Origin of the sequence: Dietzia papillomatosis NBRC 105045 (genome assembly GCF_001570845.1) — a bacterium.
GTDB classification, from domain to species: domain Bacteria; phylum Actinomycetota; class Actinomycetes; order Mycobacteriales; family Mycobacteriaceae; genus Dietzia; species Dietzia cinnamea.
This window is the reverse complement of the sequence record NZ_BCSL01000011.1, coordinates 14,700-37,220: the sequence shown is the minus strand read 5'-3', so window position 1 is coordinate 37,220 and position 22,521 is coordinate 14,700. Positions and strand designations below refer to the sequence as shown.

The window sequence follows — 22,521 nt, the reverse complement described above, 5'->3', positions numbered from 1 at the left end:
GGTCAGTCGCTCAGGCCTGCCACCATTGCCGCAGCGGCACGTCCCAGGTCTGGCGCTCGTCCAGGCGCACGGCGAGGATCTGGTGCAGCTGGATCTTGTTGTGCTCGAACCCGTACTGGCAGGCCCCCATGTACAGGCCCCACAGCTTGGCCATGGGCTCGCCGACCTCCTCGACCGCCTCGTCCCAGTGCTCGACGAGATTGGTGCACCAGTCGCGGAGGGTGAACGCGTAGTGCTGGCGCAGGTTCTCCTCGTGTACCACCTCGAACCCGGCGTTCTCCGCCTCGAGGTGCACGGTGCCGGCGCCGGCGAGCTCGCCGTCGGGGAAGATGTAGCGGTCGATGAACTGCCCGGCCTTGACCTTGCCGACGTTGTCCGGCCGGGTGATGCAGTGGTTGAGCAGCCGCCCACCCGGCTTGAGATATCCGTGCAACTTGGCGAAGTAGTCGGGGTAGTTCTTCCGGCCGATGTGCTCGGTGATGCCGATCGAGCTCACGGCGTCGAAGTCTCGCTCGGGCACGTCGCGGTAGTCCTGTAGCCGGACCTCGGCCAGGTCGCCCAGCCCCTCGGCCTCGATGGCGGCGCGGCCCCACTCGACCTGCTCCTTGGACAGGGTCACGCCGATCACCTTCACGCCGCGGCGTGCGGCGTAGCGGACCATGCCGCCCCAGCCGCAGCCCACGTCGAGCAGCCGGTCCCCCGCCTTGAGCCCGAGCTTGTCGAACACCAGCCGGTACTTGTTCTCCTGCGCCGCCTCGAGCGACGCGTCGGCGTCCGGGTAGCAGGCGCACGTGTACGTCATGGACGGTCCGAGGATCCACTCGTAGAAGCGGTTCGACACGTCGTAGTGGTAACTGACCACCTCGGAGTCCCGCTCCTTGGAGTGCCGCCGCATCCCGGACAGGACGCGCTTCCACGCGGGCTTGACCTCCATCGGCGGGATGGGCAGGAACCGGACGTTCTCCGTGCCCACGGACCGGGCGATCCGCGCGAGCGTTCTGGCGTCGGGCGTGCGGGTCATGTGCTTGCGGAACACCTCGAGCGCGCCGAACACGTCGTGGGGCGCCCCGGGGTGCACGCCGTCGATCTCCAGCTCGCCCATGAGGTAGGCGCGGGCCAGGCCGAGGTCGCCGGGGGCGGTGACGAAGTACTGCAGCGCCTTCTCACTCTTCAGGCGTAGCACCAGTCGGCTTTCCGCCGGGCCGATCGCGGACCCGTCGTACGCCTCGATCCGCAGCGGCGGCTCACCGGTGGCGAAGGCTCCGATGATCTCGCCGATCGTCATCCTGCCCGCTGCGCTCGCCGCACCCGCGGGCTCCGCGGTCCCCGCGCTCGTCGTGGTCACCGTGCATCCACCGCCTTCTCGTAGAGGGTCGCGAACCGGCCCTCGGGATCGAATTCCGTCTTGAGCCGGCCCGCGTGGTCGCCGCCGTAGAGTTGGGCGAACTCCTCGCGGGAGTAGAAGACCTCCGAGTACAGCGACTTGTGACCGCCGAGCCGGGACACCTCCTCCTCGATGCGCCGGTTCCACGCGCCCTCGGCCATCCCGGGCTCGATCGGCGCCGAGGACCAGAAACCGATGTTGACGTAGGTGGTGTCGGGGGCCAGGGGGTACAGCGGCCACGGACGGTCGGACGCCGGCTCGCCGTCCGGGCCCGGCGCCGGGGTGGACTCCCGCAGCCGCAGCGGGCAGATCCACAGCGGCTCGATGGGCACCTCGCGCAGGAACCAGTCGAGGAACTCGGCGGTGTGGTCGATCGTCACCTCGACGTCCTGCACCACCCGCTCGCGCGGCCCTTCGCCCTTGAGGGCACCGATCTTGTTGCCGAGGTCGTACTTGTGGTCCAGGCCGATGATCTTCCAGTACGCCGAGGAGCGCAGCAGCTGCTGCGGCCAGAAGCGGCGGATCCGCGGGTTCTGCACGCCGAACGCGCGCGAGCACCAGAACCAGTCGGTGTCCCAGCGCCACAGGTAGTCGCGGATGGTGAGGCGGTCGCGCTTCACGGAGCCGGCGGGACCGCCGTGTTGGACGGAGCGGTAGTAGATCGCCTGCTTGTCGGCCACACCCGAGTAGTCCGAGACGGGCCCGGGCTGGTCGGTCCGCCGCCCCAGACAGAGGTAGGACTCGTCGGCCGAGAAGACGATCCCGTCGAGGAAATCGACCTCCTCGTCGTCGTACGTCCCCGACTCACTGACCCGCGCCAACGCCGACTCAAGCGCGGTGAGGGAGTCGAACCGCACGTGCCGCAGTTCCACGAACCGGCTGACCGGTTCGAGGGCGATGCGCAGCCGCACCGCGTACCCGAGGGAGCCGTAGGAGTTGGGGAAGCCACGGAAGAGCGCGCGTTCGCGATCGGTGCCGTCGGGGCGGGCGGTGACGATCTCACCGGTGCCGGTGAGGATGTCCATCTCGAGCACGGACTCGTGCGGCAGGCCCAGGCGGAACGAGGTGGACTCGATGCCCAGGCCGGTCACGGCGCCGCCGAGGGTGATGGTCTTGAGCTGCGGCACGACGTAGGGCATCAGTCCGTACGCCAGGGTGGCGTCGACGAGGTCCTCGTAGGTGCACATCCCCTGGACGTCGGCGGTGCGGGCGTCGGGATCCACGGAGACGACGCGCGTGAGGCCGGTGGTGTCGAGACCGGGCGACGACGACGAGGCGCGCGGGCGGAAGAGGTTGGACGTGGACTTGGCCAGCCGGACGGGCTCGTGGGCGGGCACGGCCCGGAAGCTGTCGACGAGTCGCTGCACGCCGCGCGCGTGGCTTTCGGTACCGACGACGAGTGGTTCGGCGAGACTCACGGCGGTTCCCATGAGTCACACCTTAGTAGCGCTCGGTGGCCCCCGCCGACTATCGGGTGGCGGGGGCGGACGGCGCCGGCGAGGCCGCAGGCTTCCACCCGGGCGGGCCTAAGACGCATCCGAGCCGCTCGCGGCAGCCGCCCGCGACTCCCCGAAACCCATCTCGTTCACGTCTCGATTGTGACACCACTCACGGGCGATCGGGCGATCCGGGCCACCCGCCCCCGCGCGGGCCCGTAGCCTCTCGGACACGTCGGCCTCGAGGGCCGTTCGCGCACACCGATTCTGCGCACACCACCGCGTGCGCACACCGTCTCCGGAGGAGGACCCGAGTGTTCACCGCATCCCGATCCGCTCGCCCCACCCGCTCCCGCGCCGCCCGTTCCGGCCCCTCCCGTCCCCGCACCGTCGCCGCCGCGTCGGGCCTCGCCGCCCTGGCGTTGGCGCTCGGCGCCTGCGGCGAGGAGGGCAGCGCCGAGCAGGCGGTCGGCGAGGCCACCAGCGCGGTGGGGTCCGCCGCCGCCGAGGCCACGAGCGCGGTGGGTGACGCCACGCGCGACGACGGCGAGGGCGACCCCGACGCCACGACTGGCGACCAACCGCAGCCCGAGGACTCCACGGGCGGCGAGGGCGGGTCGGGGAACCCGGACGAGGAGTTCCTGCGCGACATCGGGCGGGTGGGCGTGGACGCCGGGAACGAGCAGGACTATCTCGCCCGCGGCCGCGACGCATGCGCCTCGCTCGACGCCGGAACCGGCTACGTCGACGTGCTCCGGCAGTACAACGACGCCCACCCCGACGCCCCGGTCACCGAGGCGCCCGTCGTGGTCACGGCGGCGGTCAAGGCGTTCTGCTCGCACCACCTGCCGCAGGTCGGCGAGGGTGACGGGGGCGGGGGCGGCGAGGTCGGCGAGGCCGGGGGCGGCGCCTGACGCGGGAGACCCGGCCCTGTCTCAGACGCCGGCCCGGTCGAGTTCCTCCGCGGTCAACCGTCGCCCGAGAGCGATGAGCTCGTCTGCCCGGTGGAAGTCGAAGGTCGAGCACGCGTCGGAGGGCACCTCGACCAGCACGTCCGGGCGGTTGCCCGCGAGGCGGTAGGCCGTCACGATGCTCTCCATCGCCTCGATGGATTGCGTGACCACGTCGAAGATGCGCAGCGAAGCGGGAAGCGACTCCTCGTCGCCGTCGGCCACCTCCTCCTCGCCGTGCTCCACGGCCTCCTCGACCTCGTGGGAGAGCTGCCGCGGCGTCTTCGCACCGACCGAGCCGTCGGAAGCGGTGACGGTCGCACCGGCGTCCACCCCGTCGACGGCGGCGACGTCCGGATCGGGTTCGGGGTCCTGACCGAAACGGGCGGCGATGAGCCGGATCAGGTCGGCGTCGCGGACGTCCGCCGCCGCGGTGCGGATCCGGCCGGCCAGCCGTCCCGCCGGCCTCGCCCCGCCGCCGGGGCCCCTGCGGGCGATCCGCGGCTCCGCGTCGGGCGTCGCCTCATCGGGGTCCGAGCTCTCCTCGAACGTCGACCCCCGGATCCCGGTCCGGCGGCCCGTCAGTGACACGGCCAGCAACAGGTCGCTGCTCACCGGCGCGAGCGGTTCCAGCGGGACCGGGTTGGTGACGCCGCCGTCGATGATGAGCCGCCCGCCCACGAGCGCCGGGGTGATCACGCTGGGGATGGCGAACGACGCCCGGACGGCGACGTCGGCTGGCCCGCGGGTGAACCACACCTCGCGCCGGGCCCGAAGGTCGGTGGCGACGGCGGTGAACGGGATGGCCAGGTCCTCGATGCGGACGTCGCCGAGCATCGCGCCGATCACGCCCATGATCTTGTTGGCCCGGATGGCCCCGCCGCCGGCGAAGGACACGTCGAGCAGCCGCAGGACGTCACGCTGCGTCAGCCCGCACACCCAGTCCTCGAAGTCGTCGAGCTTCCCGGCCGCGTAGAGCGCGCCCACGATCGCGCCCATCGACGCGCCGGAGACGCCGACGACCTCGTGCCCACGTGCCTCGAGCTCGCGGATCACCCCGATGTGCGTGTACCCGCGTGCCCCGCCGGATCCCAGTGCCAACGCCACTCTCATCGATGCCCCCTCCTGCCCGGTCTTCGCGCGATCCCCGCGCGGTCGTGACCAGTGTGCACCGGGCGCGTGCCGGCCACGGGCCTCATCGTCACCCGTTCGTGTCGTAGGCGCGATCTACCGTCTGCACCGTATCGAGCACCTGTTCGATATCGGACCCACAGTCCGGACGACTCACCATCAGGAGAAGCCATGTCCCGCACCGCCATCCCGCTCACCTCCCGCTCCGGCCTCGCCGCGACGATCGATCCGACCATGCTCGGGATCGCCTCGGCCATCGACCGTCACGGGATGCACGTCATCCACATCGGCGAGGGGTGTGACTGCGGGGAGTGCACGGCCGCACCACTACCACCGGACCAGAGGTTCGGCTACACGATCGGGTTGACAGGCGTCGGGCACCCGGAACTGATGGTCCGCGGGCTGAGCGCCCGGGAGACCGCCGGACTGCTCTCCCGGTGGGGTGACACCGTCCTGTCCGGGGAGGTCTTCGACGCCGGGCACCTGCTGTGCGAGGGCTCCGGCGGGCCGACCTGGGAACTCGTGCCGGTGCGGCGCCCGTCGCGCACGCTGGTGCTGGCCGCGCGCTACTACCGCACCGCCGGGACCGGCGGCCTCTCCGCGCTCGAGCTGATCCCCGCGCGTCGGCCCTGCCCGTGCGAGGTGTGCGACTGACAGCCGAGGCTACCCGCGGGTCGTCGTAGGGTCTAGGGATGCCCCGCACTCCGCTGCACCTGGACGCGAACTCGCCGTCGATCATCGTGCCGGTCACCGCGCGCGACCGCTCCGAGCTCGGCCGACAGGCCGAGGCACTCGCGCGCGCCCGCGCCGGGGCCGTCGGAGTCGGAGCCGGAGTCGGCGTTGACGCCGGAGCCGGCGAGGACGGCGTGGCGGACATCCGGGCGTACGAGGCGGAGGACGACCAAGACCCCGCGGGCGCCGCCCGGCCGTTCGACCTGATCGAGTGGCGGGTGGACCTCTACGAGCCGTTCACCGCCACCGTCGGGGCGGACGCCGCGGGAGGTCGCGACGCCGCCGGGAGCGGGTTCGATCCCGTCCCGGTGGTGGCCGCCCTCGGCGCCCTGGCCGCCGCGCTGCCGGACACCCCGATCCTCGCGACGTTCCGCACCACCGCCGAGGGCGGCGGCGCGCCCCTGTCCGACGAGCTCTACGTGCGGCTCGTCGACACGCTCGCGGCGAGCGGCCTCGCCGCGGCCGTCGACGTGGAGTACCGGCACCCACTCGCGGCGCGGGCGATCGCCGCCGCGCACGACCACGGTGTCGCCGTGGTGGCGTCCAACCACGACTTCGACGCGACCCCGCCTGTCGAGGAGATCGTCGCGCGCCTGGCCGCCATGGAGGAGGCGGGCGCGGACGTGGCCAAGATCGCCGTGATGCCGCGCTCGGCGGCCGACGTGGTGACGCTGCTGGCCGCCACCGAGCGTCGCTATCGCGAGGCGGAGATCCCGCTGATCACGATGTCGATGGGGGCGCCGGGCGCGGTCACGCGGATCGGCGGCGGTGCGTTCGGCTCGGCCGCGACGTTCGCCACCGTGGGCGAGGCCTCGGCGCCGGGCCAGCTGCCCGCGGCCGGGGTGCGCGCGGCTCTCGGCCTGCTGCACCCGGGTGCGGGTCAGCCGTAGCGGCGCAGGACCTCCTCGCGCAGGCCGGCCGTGGCCACGTCGGCGATGTGCTTCTGGGCCTTCTTGACGACCATGCCCGGCAGCTTGGCCTTGAGCTCCACCTCGAGGTCGAACACGACCCGGGTGGTCCCGTCGCCGTTGTCGGTGAGTGAGTACCGCGCGTTCTGCATCTTCTGGTTGGTCCCGGATTCGAGGGTCCAGCTCACCTCGCCGTCGTACCACTCGTAGCGGACGACCATCTCCTCGGTCATGCCGTACTGGGAGATCTTCTCCCACACCACGATGGGCCAGCCCTCGTCGTCGGCCTCGCGGACCTCCACGGCGCGGTGCGCCTCCGACCAGTCGACGAGGGACTCCACGTCGGCCAGGACGGCCATGATCTCGGGGATCCCGGCCTCGATGGTCGTCACGGACTGCACTGACACTGCCATGGCCGAGAAGTTACCCTCACGCGCGAATACGGTGGGACGATCGATCCATGAACGCCGCCACCGATCGCAAGATCGCCCTCCTGCGGGGGATCAACGTGGGAAAGGCCGCGCGGATCGCCATGGCGGACCTGCGGGAGTGCACCGAAGCCGCCGGCTGCGCGGACGTGAAGACGGTGCTGGCCACCGGCAACGTGGTCGTCACCGACCCTCGCCCCGAGGCAGAGCTACGTGCGGCGCTGGAGGCGGCCTACGCCGACCGCTTCGGCTACGACGCGGTGGTCCAGGTCCTCACGCGCGGCGCCGTCGAGGACGCGGTCGCGGCGTACCCGTTCGCCACCCTCGACGACCATCACGACTACCTGATCTTCTGCGACGACCCGGACGTCACCGTGGCCGTCGCCGGGGCGATGCGCGCTGCGATGGCCGCCGAGGGCACCGAGGAGGTCGCGGCCGGATCGGTGTGCGTCTACTGGCGGGTGGCCAGAGGGCTCACGCTGAGCTCGCCCGCCGCCAAGGTGACCAGCGGGAGGTCACACGGGCGGCATCTGACCATGCGCAACATCAGGACGCTGCGCAAGATCCTCGCCCTGGGCTGAGTCGCCCTGGGCTGAACCGCCCCGGGCCGAGGGCCGTGCCGTCAGGAGATCAGGGGCCCTGGACCGACGCACCGATGGTGTCGACCACGGCTGCCAGGGGCCCGAAGATCGCGGGGAAGATTCCATCCCACATGGCCTGGAGCTGGGAGAGGTCGAACGGGGGCATCTGTCACGCTCCTTCTCTTGCAGAGGGCGGCGTGCGGGCTCTCCGCCGTCGCCGGGCTCCCTCTGTCCCCAGGATCCTCTGCCGTCACACTCGGGCGCAACCCCTCCCTCGTGGCAGACTGCGTGCGATGCGCCACCGACCGCCCCTCCGAGCCACCGCCTTCGCGGCGCTCCTGGCGATCGCTCTCACCGGCGGGTGTGCGGCCGACCCCGACGATCCCGCCGGGCCGGCGACCGCGACCGACGCGACGCCGACCTCGCCAGGAAACTCCTCGTCGTCGCCGACTCCGGGCACGTCGTCGCCGGCCACCTCGCCGTCGGCCCCAGGACCCACCTCGTCCGCCCGGCGGTCGCCGCCGACCCCGCCCGCACCGCCGTTCATCGCCGCCGCGACCTGGGCGGACTCCGACTACGGCGCCACCCTCGAGGTCGCACCGACCGACTCGGGGCGCCGCGCGTGGGCCGAGGGCGACGCCGAGGCCGCCTGGCAGGAGGTGCTGCGGCTCGCCCCCGACGCGGACACCCCGGGCATGTGGGAGCAGTTCGACTGCCACTGGACGTGGGCGCGTCTGCTCGAGCCAGACAAGCCCACGTGGAACGTCGAGCCGTGGCGGCCGGTCGTCTCGCCGGAGCGGATGCTGGCCGAGGGATGCAACCCGGGAGGGCCGGAGGTATGAGCAGGTCAACGGGAAGTGCGAGCAGGTCGGAGAACGGGCCGGTGATCCGTCCGGCCACGATCGGCGACGCCGCCGGATGCCGGGACGTCTACGCGCCGTACGTGCGCGAGACGACCGTGACGTTCGAGGACGAGGTGCCGACCGTCGACGAGTTCGCCGCGCGGATCTCGCGGGCGCTCGACCGCTACGACTGGCTGGTCGCCGAGCTCGACGGGCGCATCGCCGGTTACGCCTACGCCGGGCCGGTCAAGGAGCGCGCCGCGTACGCCTGGTCCTGCGAGGTGAGCGTCTACGTGGACCCCGACGCCCGCGGCAACGGGCTGGGCCGGGCGCTCTACCGCGAATTGTTCACCCGGCTCGAGGGGCTGGGCTTCCGGCGGATGCTCGCGATCATCACCCTGCCCAACGAACCCAGCGTCGGGATGCACCGGGCGCTGGGGTTCCGGGAGGCGGGGCGGCTGGAGCGGATCGGGTTCAAGCACGGGCGGTGGCTGGACGTGACCTGGATGCAGGCCGACCTCGGCCCGGACCCGGCGGCGCCCCCGACAGCGCGTCCGGGTCACCGATCCCCGGGTCACCAGGGGCCCCCGGGGCACCGGCCCCCGCCGGGCTGAGGGCTCCGAGGGCGCGGCGCACCAACCCGGCGCACAACTCGTCGAGCCACCCGCCCACCGAGGCCCGCGCGGCGGGCGTGTCCGGGTAGCGGCAGCGCACGTGCAGTCCCGAGCCGTTGACCACGAACCACACCATCACCCCGTCGGTGCGGATCACCGCCGACACGTGCTGCGGGCGCAGGTCCAGGTCCACGTCGATCGGCAGGCGCCGGTGGTCGAGCCACGAGACCGCGAACATGCCCGGCGTGTGCGGCATCCCGCCGTAAGGGGCGAGGATCGGGGCGAGCGCGTGCGAGCCCAGCTCGATGGCCTCCCGCACCGCCGCCGCGCAGGCCGCCGGGTCGGGGTCGTCGCACTCGATGACCGAGTTGGTGATGAACCAGCCCACCGAGTCGTCCCAGCGGTGCGGCCGATCGGGGTCGTGGCGCGAGTGCACCGGCAGCACCGCCCGCAGCCCCACCCCGGCGCGGCGGCGCAGCACCTCGGTCATCTCGGCCACGGCCAGCGCGATCATCCGCACCCCGCCCGCCGCGGCCGCCGCCTCCAGCGCGGCCACCCCGTCCGGGTCGAGCACGTCGCGCACCTCGACCACCTGCTCGCGGGGCGCCGAGATGTCGCCCAGGTTCAAGGGGAAGACCGGCATCCCGCCCGCGCCGCGGTCCATGATCCCCGCCCACTTCTCGTGCACCCGGGCCGGCGCCGGTGGCCGGGCCGCCAGCTCGGCGGTGTGCTCGGCGAACGGCGCCGCCGGCGGCAGGCGCGCGGCGGGCTCGCGGCCGCGGGCCAGGTCGTCCAGGCCGGAGCAGAGGTCGCGCATCACCACCAGCAGCGACCACGCGTCGACGTGGCTGTGGTCGAACCCGATCACCACCACCGGCCGCTCCCGCGGATCGGTTGGCTGCACCAGGCACAGCGCGTGCGCCGGCCGGGCGAACGGACTGCACGCCTCGTCGAAGACCCGCCGGACCACCGCCCTCGGGTCCTCACCCGGCCCCGTCCGCGGGACCCGCCAGCCGAGCGGCTGCACGGTCACCGGCCGCAGGCGGAGCTCGTCGTCGACCTCGTCGTCGTCACCTCCCCCGTGACCCACGCCGCGCCCGGCCCCGTCCCGGCCGCGGCGACCCCCGCCCTCGAGCACCGTGCGCAGGGTCCCGTGCCGCTCGATGACCCCCAGCCACGCGCGGGCCACCAGGTCGCGGTCGGCCGCCGGCGGCAGGGTGAACGCCAGCGCCATCCACGACCCCGCGCGCGGCCCGAGCGAGGCGTGCCGCGCCTGGTCGAACGACGGCGGCAGATCGGCGTCCTGAGCTGGACTGATCTTCGTCACATACCGGTGGACGACGCCGTCCGGCAGCTCCATCCGGGTTACCGTGGTGAGCCTCATGGCCCGCACGGTAGGGCCGCCGTGTTACGGGGAAAGGCGCGAAGTGTGACGACGACGAGACGGGCGGACACCCCGCCCGGCGGGGACGGACACGCGCTGGCCCGGGACCGCAGGGGCACCGGCCTTCCGGTGGTGCAACTGCACGGGCTCAGCTCGAGCCGGCGCCGCGACGAGGTGTTCGGGCTCGATCTCACGGCGGGCCGCGACGGTCTGCAGGTGGTCCGCTACGACGCCCGCGGACACGGCGAGTCGCCCGGCACCACAGATCCCGACGACTACACGTGGCCCGCGCTGGCCCGCGACCTGCTGGCGCTGCTCGACGAGGAGTTCCCGGGCCGGCGCGTGCACGGGGTGGGGCAGTCGATGGGCTCGGCCACGCTCCTCACCGCCGCGGCCGCCGAGCCGGACCGGTTCGCCTCTCTCACGCTGGGCATCCCGCCGACGGTGTGGGGGTGGCGGCGTGAGCAGTCCCGCCTGTACGACCTCGCCGCGCGGCAGGTGGCCCGGTGGGGCGGCGCGCGGTGGTCTGAGCTGACGAGGACGCCGCCGACCTCGCCGGCGATCGACCCGGACCGGCCACACACCGCCCCAGACGTGCGCGACGAGTGGCTGCCCGCGGCGTTCCGGGGCGCGGCGGCGACCGACCTGCCGCCGGAGGAGCAGATCGGGCGGCTGCGGATGCCGGTGCTGCTGCTGGCGTGGCCGCAGGACGCCTCCCACCCGCTCGAGGTGGCCGAGCACCTGCTCGAGCTGCTGCCGGACGCCCGGCTCGAGGTCGCCCGCTCCCCGGCGGAGGTCGAGAAGTGGCCGCGGGCGGTGGCGGCCTTCATCGGGGCCCTCACCGGCGAGAGCGGAGCAGCCCCGCCTCGGTAGCGCGCGTGGCCACCGCGGCGCGACTGCGGGCGCCGAGCCTGGTGATGATGCGGCTGACGCGGTCCTTGACCGTGTGCACGCTCAGGTGGACACGGTCGGAGATCTCCTGGTTGGAGTAGCCGTCGGCGATCAGGGCGATGATCTCGAGGTCGTCCTGCAACCCCATCACGCGCGCCGTCTCGAGCTGGAGCGAGCTCTCCACGGCGTCGAGCGCCCGTTCCGTCCGGCCCGGGTCACCGCCGGCGCGGCCGACCATGAGGTTGAGGCGCCGGTAGACCTCGAGCGCAGTGCGCTGCTGCTCCTCGAGAAGTTCCAGGCGCCTGGTCTTGGTGGCCAGGTTGGCCTGGAGCCGGCGCAGCTCGGTCATGTCCCGGCCGACGCCCTGCCGGCCGACCAGCCGGCCGCCGCGGTAGATGTTCCCGGCGTGGATCTCCAGGTCGCGGACCTGGCCGTCCGGCTGCAGGATCCGCGTCTCGAAGTAGCGCCCAGGGTCGGCGCTGGCCATCCCCAGTCGGAAGTGCTCGACGGTCTCCGCGAGGGCGTCGGGGGCGATGACCTTGGAGAAGTGTTCGCCGATCAGATCCGCGAGGTCCCAGCCGAAGATCCGCTCGCCGGCGGGGTTGATGTAGGTGAACCTGCCGTCGGTGTCGACGGCGTAGACGACATCCGCGAGCCGGGCCAGGAGGTCCCGGTAGTCGAGGGACGGATCGTCGTGCATCAGCCCAGGCTACGGCAGCGTGTGTGCCCGCCCCGGCCCGCCGGGGCCGGCACCCGTTCGGGTGATCTTCCACGACCTCCGGGGGTGTCACCGCGATCACGAACCCGGCGAGAATGTGAGTCAGACGACACTGCGACCACCCCGAGAGCCCCGACAACCCCCAGGAAACCATTGTGACCTCCACCGCCACCCCGTCCGCGTCCGCGATCGCCACCCGCCTGGCGGAATCGGGCACCCTCGCCTACCTGTTCCTCGCCACGGCTGCCGCCCACCCGGGCGAGGTCGCGCTCCGCTCCCACGAGACGGGAGCCGAGGTCACGTACGCACAGGCCCGGGCACGGGTCGGGGCGATCGCCGGCACGCTCCGCGAGCTGGGTGTGGCCCCGGGCGAGCCGGTCGCCCTGATGCTGCGCAACCGACCGGAGTTCCACCTCGTGGACACCGCCGTGATGATGCTCGGCGCCGTGCCGTTCAGTCTCTACAACACGTCGGCGCCTGATCAGCTCGCCTACGTCCTGGCGGACGCCGGTGTGAAGACCATCGTGACCGAGTCGGCGTTCGTCGGGGCCCTCGGGGCTGCACGGGGGTCCGCCCCGGCGGTGGAGCGGCTCGTCCTGGTGGACGAGAGCCCGGACGACCACGACGACCTGCTGCGCGAGTTGGCCGCCGAGGAGACCGCTTTCGACTTCTCCTGCGCCGAGGCGATCCGCCCCGACGACCTGCTGACGCTCATCTACACCTCTGGCACCACGGGGCCGCAGAAGGGCGTCGAGCTCACCCACGAGGGCATGCTCACGCAGCTTCGCGGGGTCCATCACGCGGTCCCGCTGCCGGGACACGGGCGCCAGATCTCGTTCCTGCCCGCGGCCCACGTGGCCGATCGCTGGACCTCGCACTACTCCGGCTTCATGGCCTACGCCAACACGGTGACGTGCGTGGCCGACATGGCGGAGCTGCCGGCCGCGCTCGTGGCCACGCGCCCGACCCTGTTCGGCGCCGTCCCGCGGGTGTGGGAGAAGCTCAAGGCCGCACTCGAGGCGGGTTACCCGGGTGACGCGGTGGCCGACTCCGTCGCGAACCCGCAGGTAGCCGAGGCCTTGCGGGCCAAGATCGGACTCGACGAGGCCCGGTGGGTCGTGACCGGGGCGGCCCCGACCCCTCGTGGTGTCCTGGAGTTCTTCACCGCCCTCGGCCTCCCGCTCTGCGAGATGCTGGGGATGTCCGAGGTCTCGTGCTGCGTGGCCACCAACACCCCGGACGCCATCAAGCTCGGGAGCGTCGGAAAGCCGCTCGACACCGTCGAGGTCCGGATCGCCGAGGACGGCGAGGTGGCGGTGCGCGGCCCGCAGGTCATGCGGGGGTACCGCGGTGCGCCGGAGAAGACCGCCGAGGCGATCGACGGCGACGGGTGGCTTCACACGGGCGATATCGGCCGGCTCGACGAGGACGGCTACCTGTGGATCGTCGACCGCAAGAAGGAGCTGATCATCAACGCGGCCGGCAAGAACATGTCCCCGGCCAACATCGAGATGGCCATCCGCTCGGCGGGCAACGCGATCTCCCACGTGGCCGTGATCGGCGATCAGCGCCCCTACAATGTCGCCCTGATCGTGGCGGACCCGCAGCGGGCGGGCGACCCGCAACTCGAGGAGGCGATCCGGGTGCAGATCGATCGCGCCAACGCCACGCTGTCGCGGGTCGAACAGATCAAGAAGTACACGGTGCTGCGGCAGGACTGGCGCCCCGGGCACGAGCTCACACCCACGATGAAGCTGCGACGCCGGGTGGTCGACGATCTCTACGCGGCGGAGATCGAGCAACTCTTCGCCTGAACGCGGCTCCGGCCTCCGGTGGCGCGCCGCCGCGGCCCATCCACACAATGGGGCCATGCGTGAACTTCAGAGGACGATCATCGACCACCTCGGGGTGAAGCCCGAGATCGACCCGGCCGCCGAGGTCGACCGTCGGGTGCGGTTCCTCGTGGACTACCTACGGGCGAGCGGCGCCAAGGGGTACGTCCTGGGCCTGTCCGGCGGGGTCGACTCGACGCTGGCCGGTCGCCTGGCCCAGCTCGCGGTGGAGCGGATCCGCGCCGAGGGCGGGGACGCGGTGTTCGTCGGGATGCGCCTGCCCTACCGCGTGCAGCACGACGAGGCCGACGCCGTGGCGGCCGTGGAGTTCGTCGACGCCGACGAGGCCGTCACCGTCAACGTCGCGCCGGGCGTCGACGCGCTCAACGGCGAGATCCGCGAGGCCACGGGCAGCGAGCTCACCGACTTCACCAAGGGCAACGCCAAGGCCCGCCATCGCATGGTCGCCCAGTACGCCCTCGCCGGGGACCGCGGGTTGCTCGTGATCGGCGCCGACCACGCCGCCGAGAACGTCACCGGCTTCTTCACCAAGTTCGGCGACGGCGCCGCCGACGTCCTCCCGCTGTCGGGCCTGAACAAGCGGCAGGGTCGTGCGCTGCTGCGGCACCTCGGCGCGCCCGAGCAGCTGTGGAACAAGGTGCCCACCGCCGACCTGCTCGACGAGAACGAGGGGCAGACCGACGAGGACGAGCTGGGCCTGCGCTACGACGACATCGACGACTACCTCGAGGGCCGCGACGTGCCCGAGCAGATCGCCGAGACCATCGAGTCGGTGTGGCACCGCAACCGCCACAAGCGCACGACCCCGGTCGAGGTGTCCGACACCTGGTGGCGTCCGGGCGAGCAGACCGCGCTCGTGGTGATCGACATGCAGAACTCGTACTTCGAGTTCCCCGACCTCGCCTCCGTGCGCGACGAGCTGGTCGCGTCGATCAACGAGCTCATCGAGGCCGCCCACGAGGCCGGCCGCCCGGTGGTGTTGGTGCGCACCGAGCACGCCCGGGACAGGTCCACGTGGACGCTCAACATGTGCGAGGACGACCAGGGGTTCGCCTACCCCGGCACCGAGCAGGCGCAATTCCTCGACGAGCTGGCCACCGGGAACCACATCGAGGTGGTCAAGACCCGCGACAGCGCGTTCTTCGGCACCGATCTCAAGGCGCGGCTCGCGCACCTGGGCGTGGACCACCTGCTGGTGTGCGGGGTGTCGACGCACAGCTGCGTGGCGCAGACGGCGATCGACGGGTTCGCCGAGAACCTGCACGTGGCGATCGCCCGCGGCGCGATCTCGTCGGACAACTCGGTGCTGTCCGAGGCGCTGCTCGACTTCTGCGCGGAACAAATGCGCCAGCCGATCGTCGACCAGCAGGCGAGCCTGGAGCTGCTGCGGACCGGCGCGTGGCCGGAGTCCGACTCCGACTAGCGCCCCGGCCGGTCAGCCCCGCGCGACGACGCCGGTGATCGGGATGCGCCCGCCCACGGCCTGACGGAAGTTGAGCACCGCGCGCTTGACGTGGTCGCCCGTAGTGACCACGACCGCGCCGGTGGTGCCGCGGTCGCGGAAGATCCGGTCGGTGAACTGGGCGTTCTGCACCGTGGAGTTGGAGTTGCCCTCCTCGGTGATCCGCAGCGGCGAGATGCCGGCGCCGCGGAGCCAGTCGCCCATCGCGCGCGCCTCGGTGCGCCCGTTCTGCGGCACGCCACCGGTGACGATGATGCGGGCCGTCGGGTACTCCTGAGCCAGCCGGTAGCCGGTGCGCAGCCGCTCCTCGAGCACGGGGCGGATGCCGCCGTCGGGGAAGAGGCCGGCGCCCAGGATCACGATGTCGGTCGTGAAGGGGTTGATGGTGAGCATCGCCGGGTCGTCGGAGGTGAGCACCTCGAAGTCGCCACACAGCGGCAGCAGCGAGGCGTCGACCTGCTGGCAGCCGAGCGACGTCAGCCCGCTGTACAGCGCGACCGGTGTGGGCATCTCGGCCGATCCGGCGGATGCGGTGCCGGCCCCGGCTCCGAGCGCCAGCGCGCCGGCGGCCGCGATCGCGGCGAGACGCGTGTGTGTTCTACGCACGAGAACGTTCCTCTCCCAAGCAGTGTCGTGACCGAATGGTTATCGCGGATCACGGGGCCGCCGTTACCCATAGCACGGGGTGGTCACGACGTCGCCGCGTACCCTGCACGGCATGCCGGAAGGATACGACAGAGTAACGGCCGCGCGGTACCTCCACGATGCGGATCCGGAGCTCGGTGCGCACATCGCCGTGGTGGGACCGTGCACGCTCACCCCCACCCCGGATGCGGGGCCGCACACGCTGTTCGACCGCCTGGCCTCGTCGATCCTCTCCCAGCAGCTGTCGGTCAGGGCCGCCGCGACGATCGCCGGGCGGCTTCGTGAGCGCGCCACGAGCGCCGGTCAGCTCGACCCCGTCCGGGTGGCCGCCCTGTCGGACGAGGAGCTGCGGGCGTGCGGCATCTCGCGGCCCAAGGTGGCCGCCCTGCGGGATCTCGCCGATGCGGTGGGCACCGGTCGGGTCCCGTCCCTCGCCGCGTTGAGGGAGTACGACGACGACGAGGTCATCGCCTCCCTGACGACCGTCCGCGGGATCGGCCGGTGGACCGCGGAGATGCAGTTGATCTTCCTGTTGGACAGACCCGACGTCTTCCCCGTGGCGGATGTCGGGGTCCGGCGCGGCTTCGAGCGGGTGCTGGGCCTCGACGAGAAGGCCTCCCCCGACCTCATGCTCGAACGGGCGCGGCTGTGGGCCCCGTACCGGTCGGTGGCGTCCTGGTACCTGTGGCGCGCGGTCGACCAGACGGGCGAGTCGGTGCCCGCCACGTCCGCGGCGTCCTAGGCTCGGGCGCATGGCGAACCTCTACTGGGAGCGGACGCGGGCGGCGGCGGCCCGCGCCGCTGCGAGGGCACGATCGCGCGGCTGGCCTGGCGACTGTTCGACGAGCAGCCCACCGCGAGTCGCGAGGTGACGCTCGGCGGACTACAGGTGTGGCACTCCCTGCGCGAACGCACCGGTCGCGCCGGTGTCGGCGCCAAGGTGACGATCGTGTTCACCGACATCGTCGGGTTCTCCGACTGGGCGATGCGCGTCGGTGACGAGGAGTCGCTGCTCCTGCTGCGCCGGGTCGCCGCGGCCACCGAACCCGAGGTGCTGGAGCACCGCGGGACCGTCGTCAAGCGGCTCGGTGACGGCCTCATGGCGGCCTTCCCGTCGCCTCAGCTCGCGCTCGACGCGGTGGGGGCGTGCCTCGCCGGGGTGGCCGGGGTCGAGGTGGCCGGGTGGCGTCCGCGTCTGCGGGTCGGCGTGCACACCGGGCGGCCGCGCAGGATCGGCGGCGACTACCTGGGCATGGACGTGAACATCGCCGCGCGGCTCGCGGAGAAGGCGGGCGCCGGGGAGATCCTCGTCAGCGAGGTCACGCGCGCCGGACTGGATCCGGCCCGGGTCGCGACGCGCCCCAAGCGCGGTTTCCGGTGGGGCGGGGTCAAAGGTGTGCCCGAGGAGATCGCCGTCCACGTCGCGACGCCGCGCTGACCGGCCACCCGTCGGCCGGGGGCGTCCGGTAGAACGGACACATGGCAACCACCGCATTCAAGGGCAATCCCGTCACGACCTCCGGCGAGCTCCCGGCCGTCGGCTCCACCGCTCCGGCGTTCGAGCTGGTCGGCACCGACCTCGGCCCGGTCACCTCCGAGTCGCTGGCCGGCAAGAAGCTCATCCTCAACATCTTCCCGAGCGTGGACACCGGCGTGTGCGCGCAGTCGGTGCGCACCTTCCACGAGAAGGCCAGCGGCCTGGACGACACCGTGGTCGTCAACATCTCGGCCGACCTGCCGTTCGCGCACAAGCGCTTCTGCGCCGCCGAGGACATCGAGAACGCCACCGCGGGGTCGACGTTCCGTAGCGACTTCGCCTCCGACTACGGCGTCAAGATGACCGACGGCCCGATGGCCGGACTGTGCGCCCGCTCGGTCGTCGTGGTCGACGCCGAGGGCAAGGTCGTCCACACCCAGCTCGTCGACGAGATCACCACCGAGCCGGACTACGACTCCGCGCTCGCCGCCGTGAACTGACGGCTCCCCGACGCGAACGCCCGCGGCCCGCCCCCGTATCTCTCAGGGGGCGGGCCGCGGTGTCTGCATCAGCGCGGGATCACTCAGGCGCCCGCGTCCACCAGCGCGAATCGCCGCGTGGCCTCCTCGAGCTGGTCGAACAGGGTCGCGATCTCCTCGGTGCGCCGCTCCGCGGGCCGGACGCCCTCGGGGCCGAACTCGGTGAACAGGCTCAGCGAGATCTGCTGACGCACGCCGAACATGCGGAAGTTGGCCACTATCTGCCGCCAGTGCTCGACCGCGCGCACACCACCCTCGGCACCGTAGGAGACGAACGCGACGGGCTTGTCGGCCCACTCGTTCCCGAGCGAGTCGAAGGCGTTCTTCAGACCGCCGGGGACGCTGTGGTTGTACTCGGGGGTCACAAAGACGAAGGCGTCGTAGGAGTCGATGGCCGAGCTCCAGCGCTGGACCCGCTCGTCCTCGTACTGCTTGTTCGCCGCGCCCGGCACGGTGGCCGAGGTCAGCAGGGGGATGTCGAAGGACTTGAGATCGACGAGCTCATAGGTCGCGTCCTGCCGGTCGCGGGCCTGCTGCGCGACCCACTCGGCCACGGACTTGCCGGTCCGCTCCTCGCGGATGCTGCCCAGGATGATGCCGATCTTCATGCGTCCCCTCTCGTCGTACGGACTGATTCTTACCCGTCCATACTACGTGAGTGACGTGACAACGACTTACCGGCGGCCATAGACCGTGACCGTCGCCACCGCGCACACCCGGCCCCGCTCGTCCCGCGTCGTGACCTGCGAGATCCCCCAGCTCCGACCGTCGTGCAGCACCTCGGCGCGGACCGTCACCGGCTGCACCAGCGGGATCTGCCGCACGTACCGCACGTCCAGCGAGGAGGAGCTGACGTCGCGCTCGTGCGAGAAGACCGCGGCGCCGACGACCTCCGCGGCCGCCGCGAACACGCCCCCGTGCAGATTGCCCAGGGGGTTGGCGAGCGTCGGCTCCGGCGCGATGACGCCCTCCACCACGCGGCCGCCGTCCCCGTCGCCCCGCTCGCTCAACGTCAGACACAGCACCTCGGCCAGCGTCCCCGGCTCGAGCGCGGACGGCCACGGCGGCTCGTCGTCATATCCCTCCGCGTCCACGCCCGCCGCGAACTCCATGGTCTTGACCAGTCCCGAGGCGATCACCTCGCCGTCGTCGTCGACGACCTCACCGCGCGTGGTGAGGCAGTGACCGTCGTGCCCCAGGTGGTCCGCGCGGATCCCCAGGCCGGTCGAGCCCTCCCGCGGCGCGCCGATCAGATCCAGGCGCAGCTCGGTGGTGACGGTCCACTTCCCGCTGGGGCGGCGGCGGTGGTTCTCCGCGCCGAGCCCCGAGTCCACCAGCACGGCCAGGCCGCCGGTGGCGAAGCGGCCGGACGGGTCGACGAACTGGTCCGAGACCGGCTGGTGCCAGCTCACCGTGCCGTCCGGGTTCTCACTGAACGTCAGGCCGAGGCGGGGCTCGGGGCCGTTGTGCTGCGATTCTCTCACCCGGCGACGCTAACACGTGTTCTAGTCGCGCCCCCGGCCCGCGTTCCCGCCCGTCCGGGCCCCCGGCGCACCGCACAATGGAGACGTGCCCCTGACCCCCGAGTTCCTGACGACCCCCCGCCGCTGGCCCATCCGGGTCGCCACGACGGTGATCGCCACCGCGATCGTCATGCTGGTGCTGGCCCTTGCGGCGGGCGGTGCCTGGCTGTTGCTGCGCTCGGCGGTGCACGGCGCGATCGACTCGGCGGCGCGCGACCGCGCGGTCGACGTGGCGAACAGGCTGGCCGCCCGCGGCCCGCAGGCCTCCCTCGAACTGGTCTCCGAACCGCTGTCCGGCGTGGACCTGGTGCGCATCGTCGCCCCCGACGGCCGCGTCCTGGCCGGCCAGGTCACCCGCGGGCTCGAGACCGTCCCCGCCCTGCCCGTCCCGGCTCCCGGCGAGATCCTCCGCCGCCAGGTCGACGCCCCCGACGGCACCGACCTGCGGGTCACGTCCGTCGGCGTGGACATGCGCGGGGTGACGCTGGCCGTGGACGTGGGCACCGACAGCGACCGGTACGACACCGTCCTGGCCGCCGGCGCGGTGCTCTTCCTGTCGTTCGTGCCCGTCGCCGGGCTCGCGACCGCCGGGTTCGTCTACTACGCCATGGGCCGGGTGCTGCGGCCGGTCGAGTCGATCCGCACCCGCGTCGCCGAGATCTCCGTCTCCGGCCGCGGCGAGCGGGTGCCGGTGCCGGAGGCCGAGGACGAGATCGCGCGCCTGGCCCGCACCATGAACGAGATGCTCGCCCGCCTCGACGCGGCCCGCACCGCCCAGGTGGCCTTCGTCGGCGACGCCTCCCACGAGCTGCGAAGCCCACTGTCCACGCTGTCCACCATGCTCGAGCTGGCCTCCACCTCCGGCACCCCGGTGGACGTCGAGACCGTCAACGAACTGCTCCTGCCGGAGGTGGAGCGGATGCGCGCGATGGTCGAGGACCTGCTCCTGCTCGCCAAGAGCGACGAGCGTGGAATGCCATTGCGGCGCGACGACGTGGACCTCGACGACGTCGTCCTGTCGGAAGCCGCGCGCCTGCGCGGCCTCGCCGGCCCCGGTGACGCGGGAGGACTCGAGGTGGCGGTCTCGGTCGAGCCCGCGCGACTGGTGGGCGACCCCGACGCCCTCCAACGCGTCGTGCGCAACCTCGTCGACAACGCCCGCCGACACGCACGCGAGCGCGTGTCGCTGCGCCTCACCGTCGACCGGTCCGGTACCGGAGCCCCGCGCGCCGTGATCATCGTCGACGACGACGGCGAGGGCGTCCCCCCCGACCAGCGGAAATCGGTGTTCGATCGCTTCGCCCGCCTGGACGCGGACCGCGCGAGGGGCACGGGCGGGTCGGGGCTGGGCCTGGCGATCGTCTCCGAGATCACGCGGACCCACGGCGGCTCGGTGCGGGCGGAGGACGCGCCCGGCGGCGGCGCGCGGTTCGTCGTCGAGCTGCCGGTCGAGCCGCTGGACGAGCCGGGAGACGAACCGGACGGCGAGCAGGGCCGCCCGGCCACCCGATAGGCTCACTTCTCGTGCTGGACCGTCTGAACCGCCTGTTCGACGCCGAGGACGCATGGATCCGCCCCCTGCCGGAGCACTACCTCCGCGCCGACGCGGTCCTCGCCCTGGTGGTGTTCGCGTGCTCGGCGGTCGGCGTGGAGATCCTGCGGAGCATGGGCGTCCTGGCCGACGAGAGCGCGCCGGTCTGGGCCCAGTACCTGGCCATGGCCAGCGTGGCGGCCCTGCTGGCGGTCCGCCGCCGCTTCCCGCTCACGACCGGTATCGGCGCCACCGCGCACCTGCTGGTGGTCGGCAGCGTCATGCCGCTGGTGATGGGGCAGGTCTCGCAGCAGGTGCTGTACTTCGTCGGGGTCTACTCCGCGGTCGCCTGGGCCCGCGACCGGCGGGCCCTCATCGGCGTCGCCGCGGGCATCACCGCCGCCCTGGCGGTGTGGATGGTCTGGTACACCGCCCTGGGTTCGGGGATGCAGCAGATACTCGACGCCGTGGACGACGTCGACCGCTCGAGCGGCCTCCTCCCGCCGGTCCCCGCCTATCTCCTGTACACCGTGCTGATCAACATCGCCTACTTCGGCGGGGCGACCGCGCTCGGCATCGCCTCATGGCGCGGCGCCCGCCGTCGGCACGACCTCGCGGAGCAGGCCCGGACGATCGAGGAGCAGGCAGAGGCCCTGCGGGATCGGGCCGTGGTGGAGGAGCGTCTACGCATCGCCCGCGAGCTGCACGACGTGATCGCCCACCACGTCGCGGCGATCGGGGTCCAGGCCGCCGCCGCGCGCCGTGTCATGGACCGTGATCCCGACTCCGCCGCGGGCGCTCTGCGCACGATCGAGGACTCCTCGCGCTCGGCTGTCGCGGAGATGCGGGCCCTGCTCGACGCCCTCCGGTCCGACGACCCGGGGTCCCGCTCCGAGGGCGACGCGTCCCGGCCGACGGCTGAGCCGTCCCGGCCGACGGGCGAGGCGTCCCGGTCCGCCGGTCACGGGCTCGCGGACGTCGCGCGGTTGGCCGCCTCCCACGACACGGCCGGCTTCTCCACCACCGTCTCCGTGGCCGCCGACGCCGGGCATCCGCTCGAGGAGGTCCCGCCCATCATCGGCCTGTCCCTGTACCGGACGGCCCAGGAGGCCCTGGCCAACGTCCGGCGCCACTCCACCGCGCACCGCGCCGGTATCGTGCTGCGTACCGGGGAGGGCCCTGATCGCACCCCGTACGCGGAAGTCGAGGTCCTCGACGACGGGCGGCCGCGCACCGGGACCTCGGGCAGCGGCCTCGGCCTGCTCGGGATGCGGGAACGGGTCCGCTCGCACGGCGGGGAGTGCGAGATCGGTCCGCGGGTGACCGGCGGCTACCGCGTCCGCGTGCGGCTGCCGTACCGGCCGGACACCGACGGCGGCGAGGAGTGACCGTGCCCGGGACGAACGACCGACCGCGCGCCGGCAGCGAGCACACCGACGAGGCCGCCCGCGCCGGCGTGCTCCGGGTTCTCGTCGTGGACGATCAGGCGCTC

General features: G+C 72.6%; 22 protein-coding genes and 1 pseudogene. 15 read left to right on the top strand and 8 right to left on the bottom strand.

Annotation, left to right across the window (positions count from 1 at the left end; translation table 11 throughout):
• Nucleotides 1-10: 10 nt before the first annotated feature.
• Both DPA01S_RS05620 and DPA01S_RS05615 read right to left on the bottom strand, forming a co-directional pair.
• Nucleotides 11-1,285 carry a class I SAM-dependent methyltransferase gene (locus DPA01S_RS05620; protein WP_061914561.1) on the bottom strand — a complete coding sequence of 425 codons (1,275 nt, stop codon included), beginning with the start codon at nucleotides 1,283-1,285 and terminating at the stop codon, nucleotides 11-13.
• 56 nt (nucleotides 1,286-1,341) lie between these two features.
• The gene (locus DPA01S_RS05615) at nucleotides 1,342-2,814 is read right to left on the bottom strand and encodes an FAD-binding oxidoreductase (RefSeq protein WP_061914487.1); all 1,473 of its coding nucleotides are present in this window, start codon (nucleotides 2,812-2,814) and stop codon (nucleotides 1,342-1,344) included.
• Nucleotides 2,815-3,134: 320 nt separating this feature from the next.
• Here DPA01S_RS05615 and DPA01S_RS05610 point away from each other — a divergent pair, with 320 nt between their 5' ends.
• Entirely contained in the window at nucleotides 3,135-3,734 is a 600-nt protein-coding gene (locus DPA01S_RS05610; protein ID WP_061228557.1) for a DUF732 domain-containing protein, read from the top strand.
• Nucleotides 3,735-3,755: 21 nt separating this feature from the next.
• Here the strand turns inward: DPA01S_RS05610 and DPA01S_RS05605 are convergent, their stop codons facing one another.
• On the bottom strand, nucleotides 3,756-4,883 hold the full coding sequence (locus tag DPA01S_RS05605) for a patatin-like phospholipase family protein (protein ID WP_061914484.1): 1,128 nt from the start codon (nucleotides 4,881-4,883) through the stop codon (nucleotides 3,756-3,758).
• Nucleotides 4,884-5,072: 189 nt separating this feature from the next.
• On the opposite strand from DPA01S_RS05605, the gene DPA01S_RS05600 reads away from it, so the two are divergent.
• Together DPA01S_RS05600 and aroD are read left to right on the top strand one after the other, a co-directional pair.
• Nucleotides 5,073-5,555: a DUF4262 domain-containing protein gene (locus DPA01S_RS05600; RefSeq protein WP_061228559.1), complete on the top strand. Its 483-nt coding sequence runs from the start codon at nucleotides 5,073-5,075 to the stop codon at nucleotides 5,553-5,555.
• A gap of 38 nt (nucleotides 5,556-5,593) precedes the next feature.
• Nucleotides 5,594-6,523: a type I 3-dehydroquinate dehydratase gene (gene aroD / locus DPA01S_RS05595; RefSeq protein ID WP_061228560.1), complete on the top strand. Its 930-nt coding sequence runs from the start codon at nucleotides 5,594-5,596 to the stop codon at nucleotides 6,521-6,523.
• Here the strand turns inward: aroD and DPA01S_RS05590 are convergent.
• The gene (locus tag DPA01S_RS05590) at nucleotides 6,514-6,954 is read right to left on the bottom strand and encodes an SRPBCC family protein (protein ID WP_061228561.1); all 441 of its coding nucleotides are present in this window, start codon (nucleotides 6,952-6,954) and stop codon (nucleotides 6,514-6,516) included. The two genes, aroD and DPA01S_RS05590, sit on opposite strands and share 10 nt — an antisense overlap.
• A gap of 47 nt (nucleotides 6,955-7,001) precedes the next feature.
• On the opposite strand from DPA01S_RS05590, the gene DPA01S_RS05585 reads away from it, so the two are divergent.
• The 4 genes from DPA01S_RS05585 to DPA01S_RS05570 all read left to right on the top strand — a co-directional run bounded on the left by DPA01S_RS05585 (nucleotide 7,002) and on the right by DPA01S_RS05570 (nucleotide 11,263).
• The gene (locus tag DPA01S_RS05585; RefSeq protein WP_061228562.1) at nucleotides 7,002-7,550 is read left to right on the top strand and encodes a DUF1697 domain-containing protein; all 549 of its coding nucleotides are present in this window, start codon (nucleotides 7,002-7,004) and stop codon (nucleotides 7,548-7,550) included.
• A gap of 293 nt (nucleotides 7,551-7,843) precedes the next feature.
• On the top strand, nucleotides 7,844-8,392 hold the full coding sequence (locus DPA01S_RS05580; RefSeq protein WP_061228563.1) for a DUF2599 domain-containing protein: 549 nt from the start codon (nucleotides 7,844-7,846) through the stop codon (nucleotides 8,390-8,392).
• Entirely contained in the window at nucleotides 8,389-9,006 is a 618-nt protein-coding gene (locus DPA01S_RS16270) for a GNAT family N-acetyltransferase (RefSeq protein WP_061228564.1), read from the top strand. Before DPA01S_RS05580 ends, DPA01S_RS16270 begins: the two co-directional genes overlap by 4 nt.
• A gap of 1,429 nt (nucleotides 9,007-10,435) precedes the next feature.
• Entirely contained in the window at nucleotides 10,436-11,263 is an 828-nt protein-coding gene (locus DPA01S_RS05570) for an alpha/beta fold hydrolase (protein ID WP_061914480.1), read from the top strand.
• Here the strand turns inward: DPA01S_RS05570 and DPA01S_RS05565 are convergent.
• Nucleotides 11,229-11,981, bottom strand: coding sequence for a PAS domain S-box protein (locus tag DPA01S_RS05565; protein WP_061914477.1), 753 nt, complete (start codon nucleotides 11,979-11,981; stop codon nucleotides 11,229-11,231). The genes DPA01S_RS05570 and DPA01S_RS05565 overlap by 35 nt on opposite strands.
• Nucleotides 11,982-12,154: 173 nt before the next feature.
• Between DPA01S_RS05565 and DPA01S_RS05560 the strand changes: the two genes are divergently transcribed.
• From DPA01S_RS05560 to DPA01S_RS17545, 3 genes and pseudogenes are all read left to right on the top strand, one after another.
• Complete coding sequence (locus DPA01S_RS05560) at nucleotides 12,155-13,813, top strand: AMP-dependent synthetase/ligase (RefSeq protein ID WP_061914474.1); 1,659 nt, start codon at nucleotides 12,155-12,157, stop codon at nucleotides 13,811-13,813.
• Between the two features lie 55 nt (nucleotides 13,814-13,868).
• Nucleotides 13,869-14,687, top strand: a pseudogene (gene nadE, locus DPA01S_RS17550) (NAD(+) synthase); the annotation flags it as partial.
• Complete coding sequence (locus tag DPA01S_RS17545) at nucleotides 14,667-15,275, top strand: cysteine hydrolase family protein (protein WP_258305866.1); 609 nt, start codon at nucleotides 14,667-14,669, stop codon at nucleotides 15,273-15,275. The pseudogene nadE and the gene DPA01S_RS17545, both read left to right, overlap by 21 nt.
• Nucleotides 15,276-15,287: 12 nt before the next feature.
• Here the strand turns inward: DPA01S_RS17545 and DPA01S_RS05550 are convergent, their stop codons facing one another.
• Nucleotides 15,288-15,920 carry a YdcF family protein gene (locus DPA01S_RS05550; protein WP_061228568.1) on the bottom strand — a complete coding sequence of 211 codons (633 nt, stop codon included), beginning with the start codon at nucleotides 15,918-15,920 and terminating at the stop codon, nucleotides 15,288-15,290.
• A gap of 112 nt (nucleotides 15,921-16,032) precedes the next feature.
• Here DPA01S_RS05550 and DPA01S_RS05545 point away from each other — a divergent pair, with 112 nt between their 5' ends.
• The 3 genes from DPA01S_RS05545 (at nucleotide 16,033) to tpx (ending at nucleotide 17,936) form a co-directional block, all read left to right on the top strand.
• Entirely contained in the window at nucleotides 16,033-16,701 is a 669-nt protein-coding gene (locus tag DPA01S_RS05545; RefSeq protein ID WP_061228569.1) for a DNA-3-methyladenine glycosylase family protein, read from the top strand.
• A 126-nt stretch (nucleotides 16,702-16,827) separates the two neighbouring features.
• Entirely contained in the window at nucleotides 16,828-17,397 is a 570-nt protein-coding gene (locus tag DPA01S_RS05540) for an adenylate/guanylate cyclase domain-containing protein (RefSeq protein ID WP_232303030.1), read from the top strand.
• Between the two features lie 41 nt (nucleotides 17,398-17,438).
• Nucleotides 17,439-17,936, top strand: a complete 498-nt coding sequence (gene tpx, locus DPA01S_RS05535) for a thiol peroxidase (protein ID WP_007631493.1) — start codon at nucleotides 17,439-17,441, stop codon at nucleotides 17,934-17,936.
• 83 nt (nucleotides 17,937-18,019) lie between these two features.
• On the opposite strand, the gene DPA01S_RS05530 is transcribed toward tpx, so the two are convergent.
• Nucleotides 18,020-18,583 carry an NADPH-dependent FMN reductase gene (locus DPA01S_RS05530; protein WP_061228570.1) on the bottom strand — a complete coding sequence of 188 codons (564 nt, stop codon included), beginning with the start codon at nucleotides 18,581-18,583 and terminating at the stop codon, nucleotides 18,020-18,022.
• A 66-nt stretch (nucleotides 18,584-18,649) separates the two neighbouring features.
• Complete coding sequence (locus tag DPA01S_RS05525; protein ID WP_061228571.1) at nucleotides 18,650-19,459, bottom strand: hotdog fold thioesterase; 810 nt, start codon at nucleotides 19,457-19,459, stop codon at nucleotides 18,650-18,652.
• Between the two features lie 85 nt (nucleotides 19,460-19,544).
• Between DPA01S_RS05525 and DPA01S_RS05520 the strand changes: the two genes are divergently transcribed.
• Together DPA01S_RS05520 and DPA01S_RS05515 are read left to right on the top strand one after the other, a co-directional pair.
• The gene (locus tag DPA01S_RS05520) at nucleotides 19,545-21,011 is read left to right on the top strand and encodes a sensor histidine kinase (protein ID WP_061914467.1); all 1,467 of its coding nucleotides are present in this window, start codon (nucleotides 19,545-19,547) and stop codon (nucleotides 21,009-21,011) included.
• 11 nt (nucleotides 21,012-21,022) lie between these two features.
• Nucleotides 21,023-22,417: a sensor histidine kinase gene (locus DPA01S_RS05515; RefSeq protein WP_061914464.1), complete on the top strand. Its 1,395-nt coding sequence runs from the start codon at nucleotides 21,023-21,025 to the stop codon at nucleotides 22,415-22,417.
• Nucleotides 22,418-22,521: the final 104 nt, after the last annotated feature.

Bases quoted from the DNA above. Each gene is read 5' to 3' on its own strand.
- DPA01S_RS16270 (WP_061228564.1), top strand. From the start codon at position 8,389: ATGAGCAGGTCAACGGGAAGTGCGAGCAGGTCGGAGAACGGGCCGGTG.
- DPA01S_RS05565 (WP_061914477.1), bottom strand. From the start codon at position 11,981: ATGCACGACGATCCGTCCCTCGACTACCGGGACCTCCTGGCCCGGCTC.
- DPA01S_RS05600 (WP_061228559.1), top strand. From the start codon at position 5,073: ATGTCCCGCACCGCCATCCCGCTCACCTCCCGCTCCGGCCTCGCCGCG.
- DPA01S_RS05590 (WP_061228561.1), bottom strand. From the start codon at position 6,954: ATGGCAGTGTCAGTGCAGTCCGTGACGACCATCGAGGCCGGGATCCCC.
- DPA01S_RS05605 (WP_061914484.1), bottom strand. From the start codon at position 4,883: ATGAGAGTGGCGTTGGCACTGGGATCCGGCGGGGCACGCGGGTACACG.
- DPA01S_RS05615 (WP_061914487.1), bottom strand. From the start codon at position 2,814: ATGGGAACCGCCGTGAGTCTCGCCGAACCACTCGTCGTCGGTACCGAA.
- DPA01S_RS05585 (WP_061228562.1), top strand. From the start codon at position 7,002: ATGAACGCCGCCACCGATCGCAAGATCGCCCTCCTGCGGGGGATCAAC.
- DPA01S_RS05620 (WP_061914561.1), bottom strand. From the start codon at position 1,285: ATGACGATCGGCGAGATCATCGGAGCCTTCGCCACCGGTGAGCCGCCG.
- tpx (WP_007631493.1), top strand. From the start codon at position 17,439: ATGGCAACCACCGCATTCAAGGGCAATCCCGTCACGACCTCCGGCGAG.
- aroD (WP_061228560.1), top strand. From the start codon at position 5,594: ATGCCCCGCACTCCGCTGCACCTGGACGCGAACTCGCCGTCGATCATC.
- DPA01S_RS05530 (WP_061228570.1), bottom strand. From the start codon at position 18,583: ATGAAGATCGGCATCATCCTGGGCAGCATCCGCGAGGAGCGGACCGGC.
- DPA01S_RS05545 (WP_061228569.1), top strand. From the start codon at position 16,033: ATGCCGGAAGGATACGACAGAGTAACGGCCGCGCGGTACCTCCACGAT.
- DPA01S_RS05580 (WP_061228563.1), top strand. From the start codon at position 7,844: ATGCGCCACCGACCGCCCCTCCGAGCCACCGCCTTCGCGGCGCTCCTG.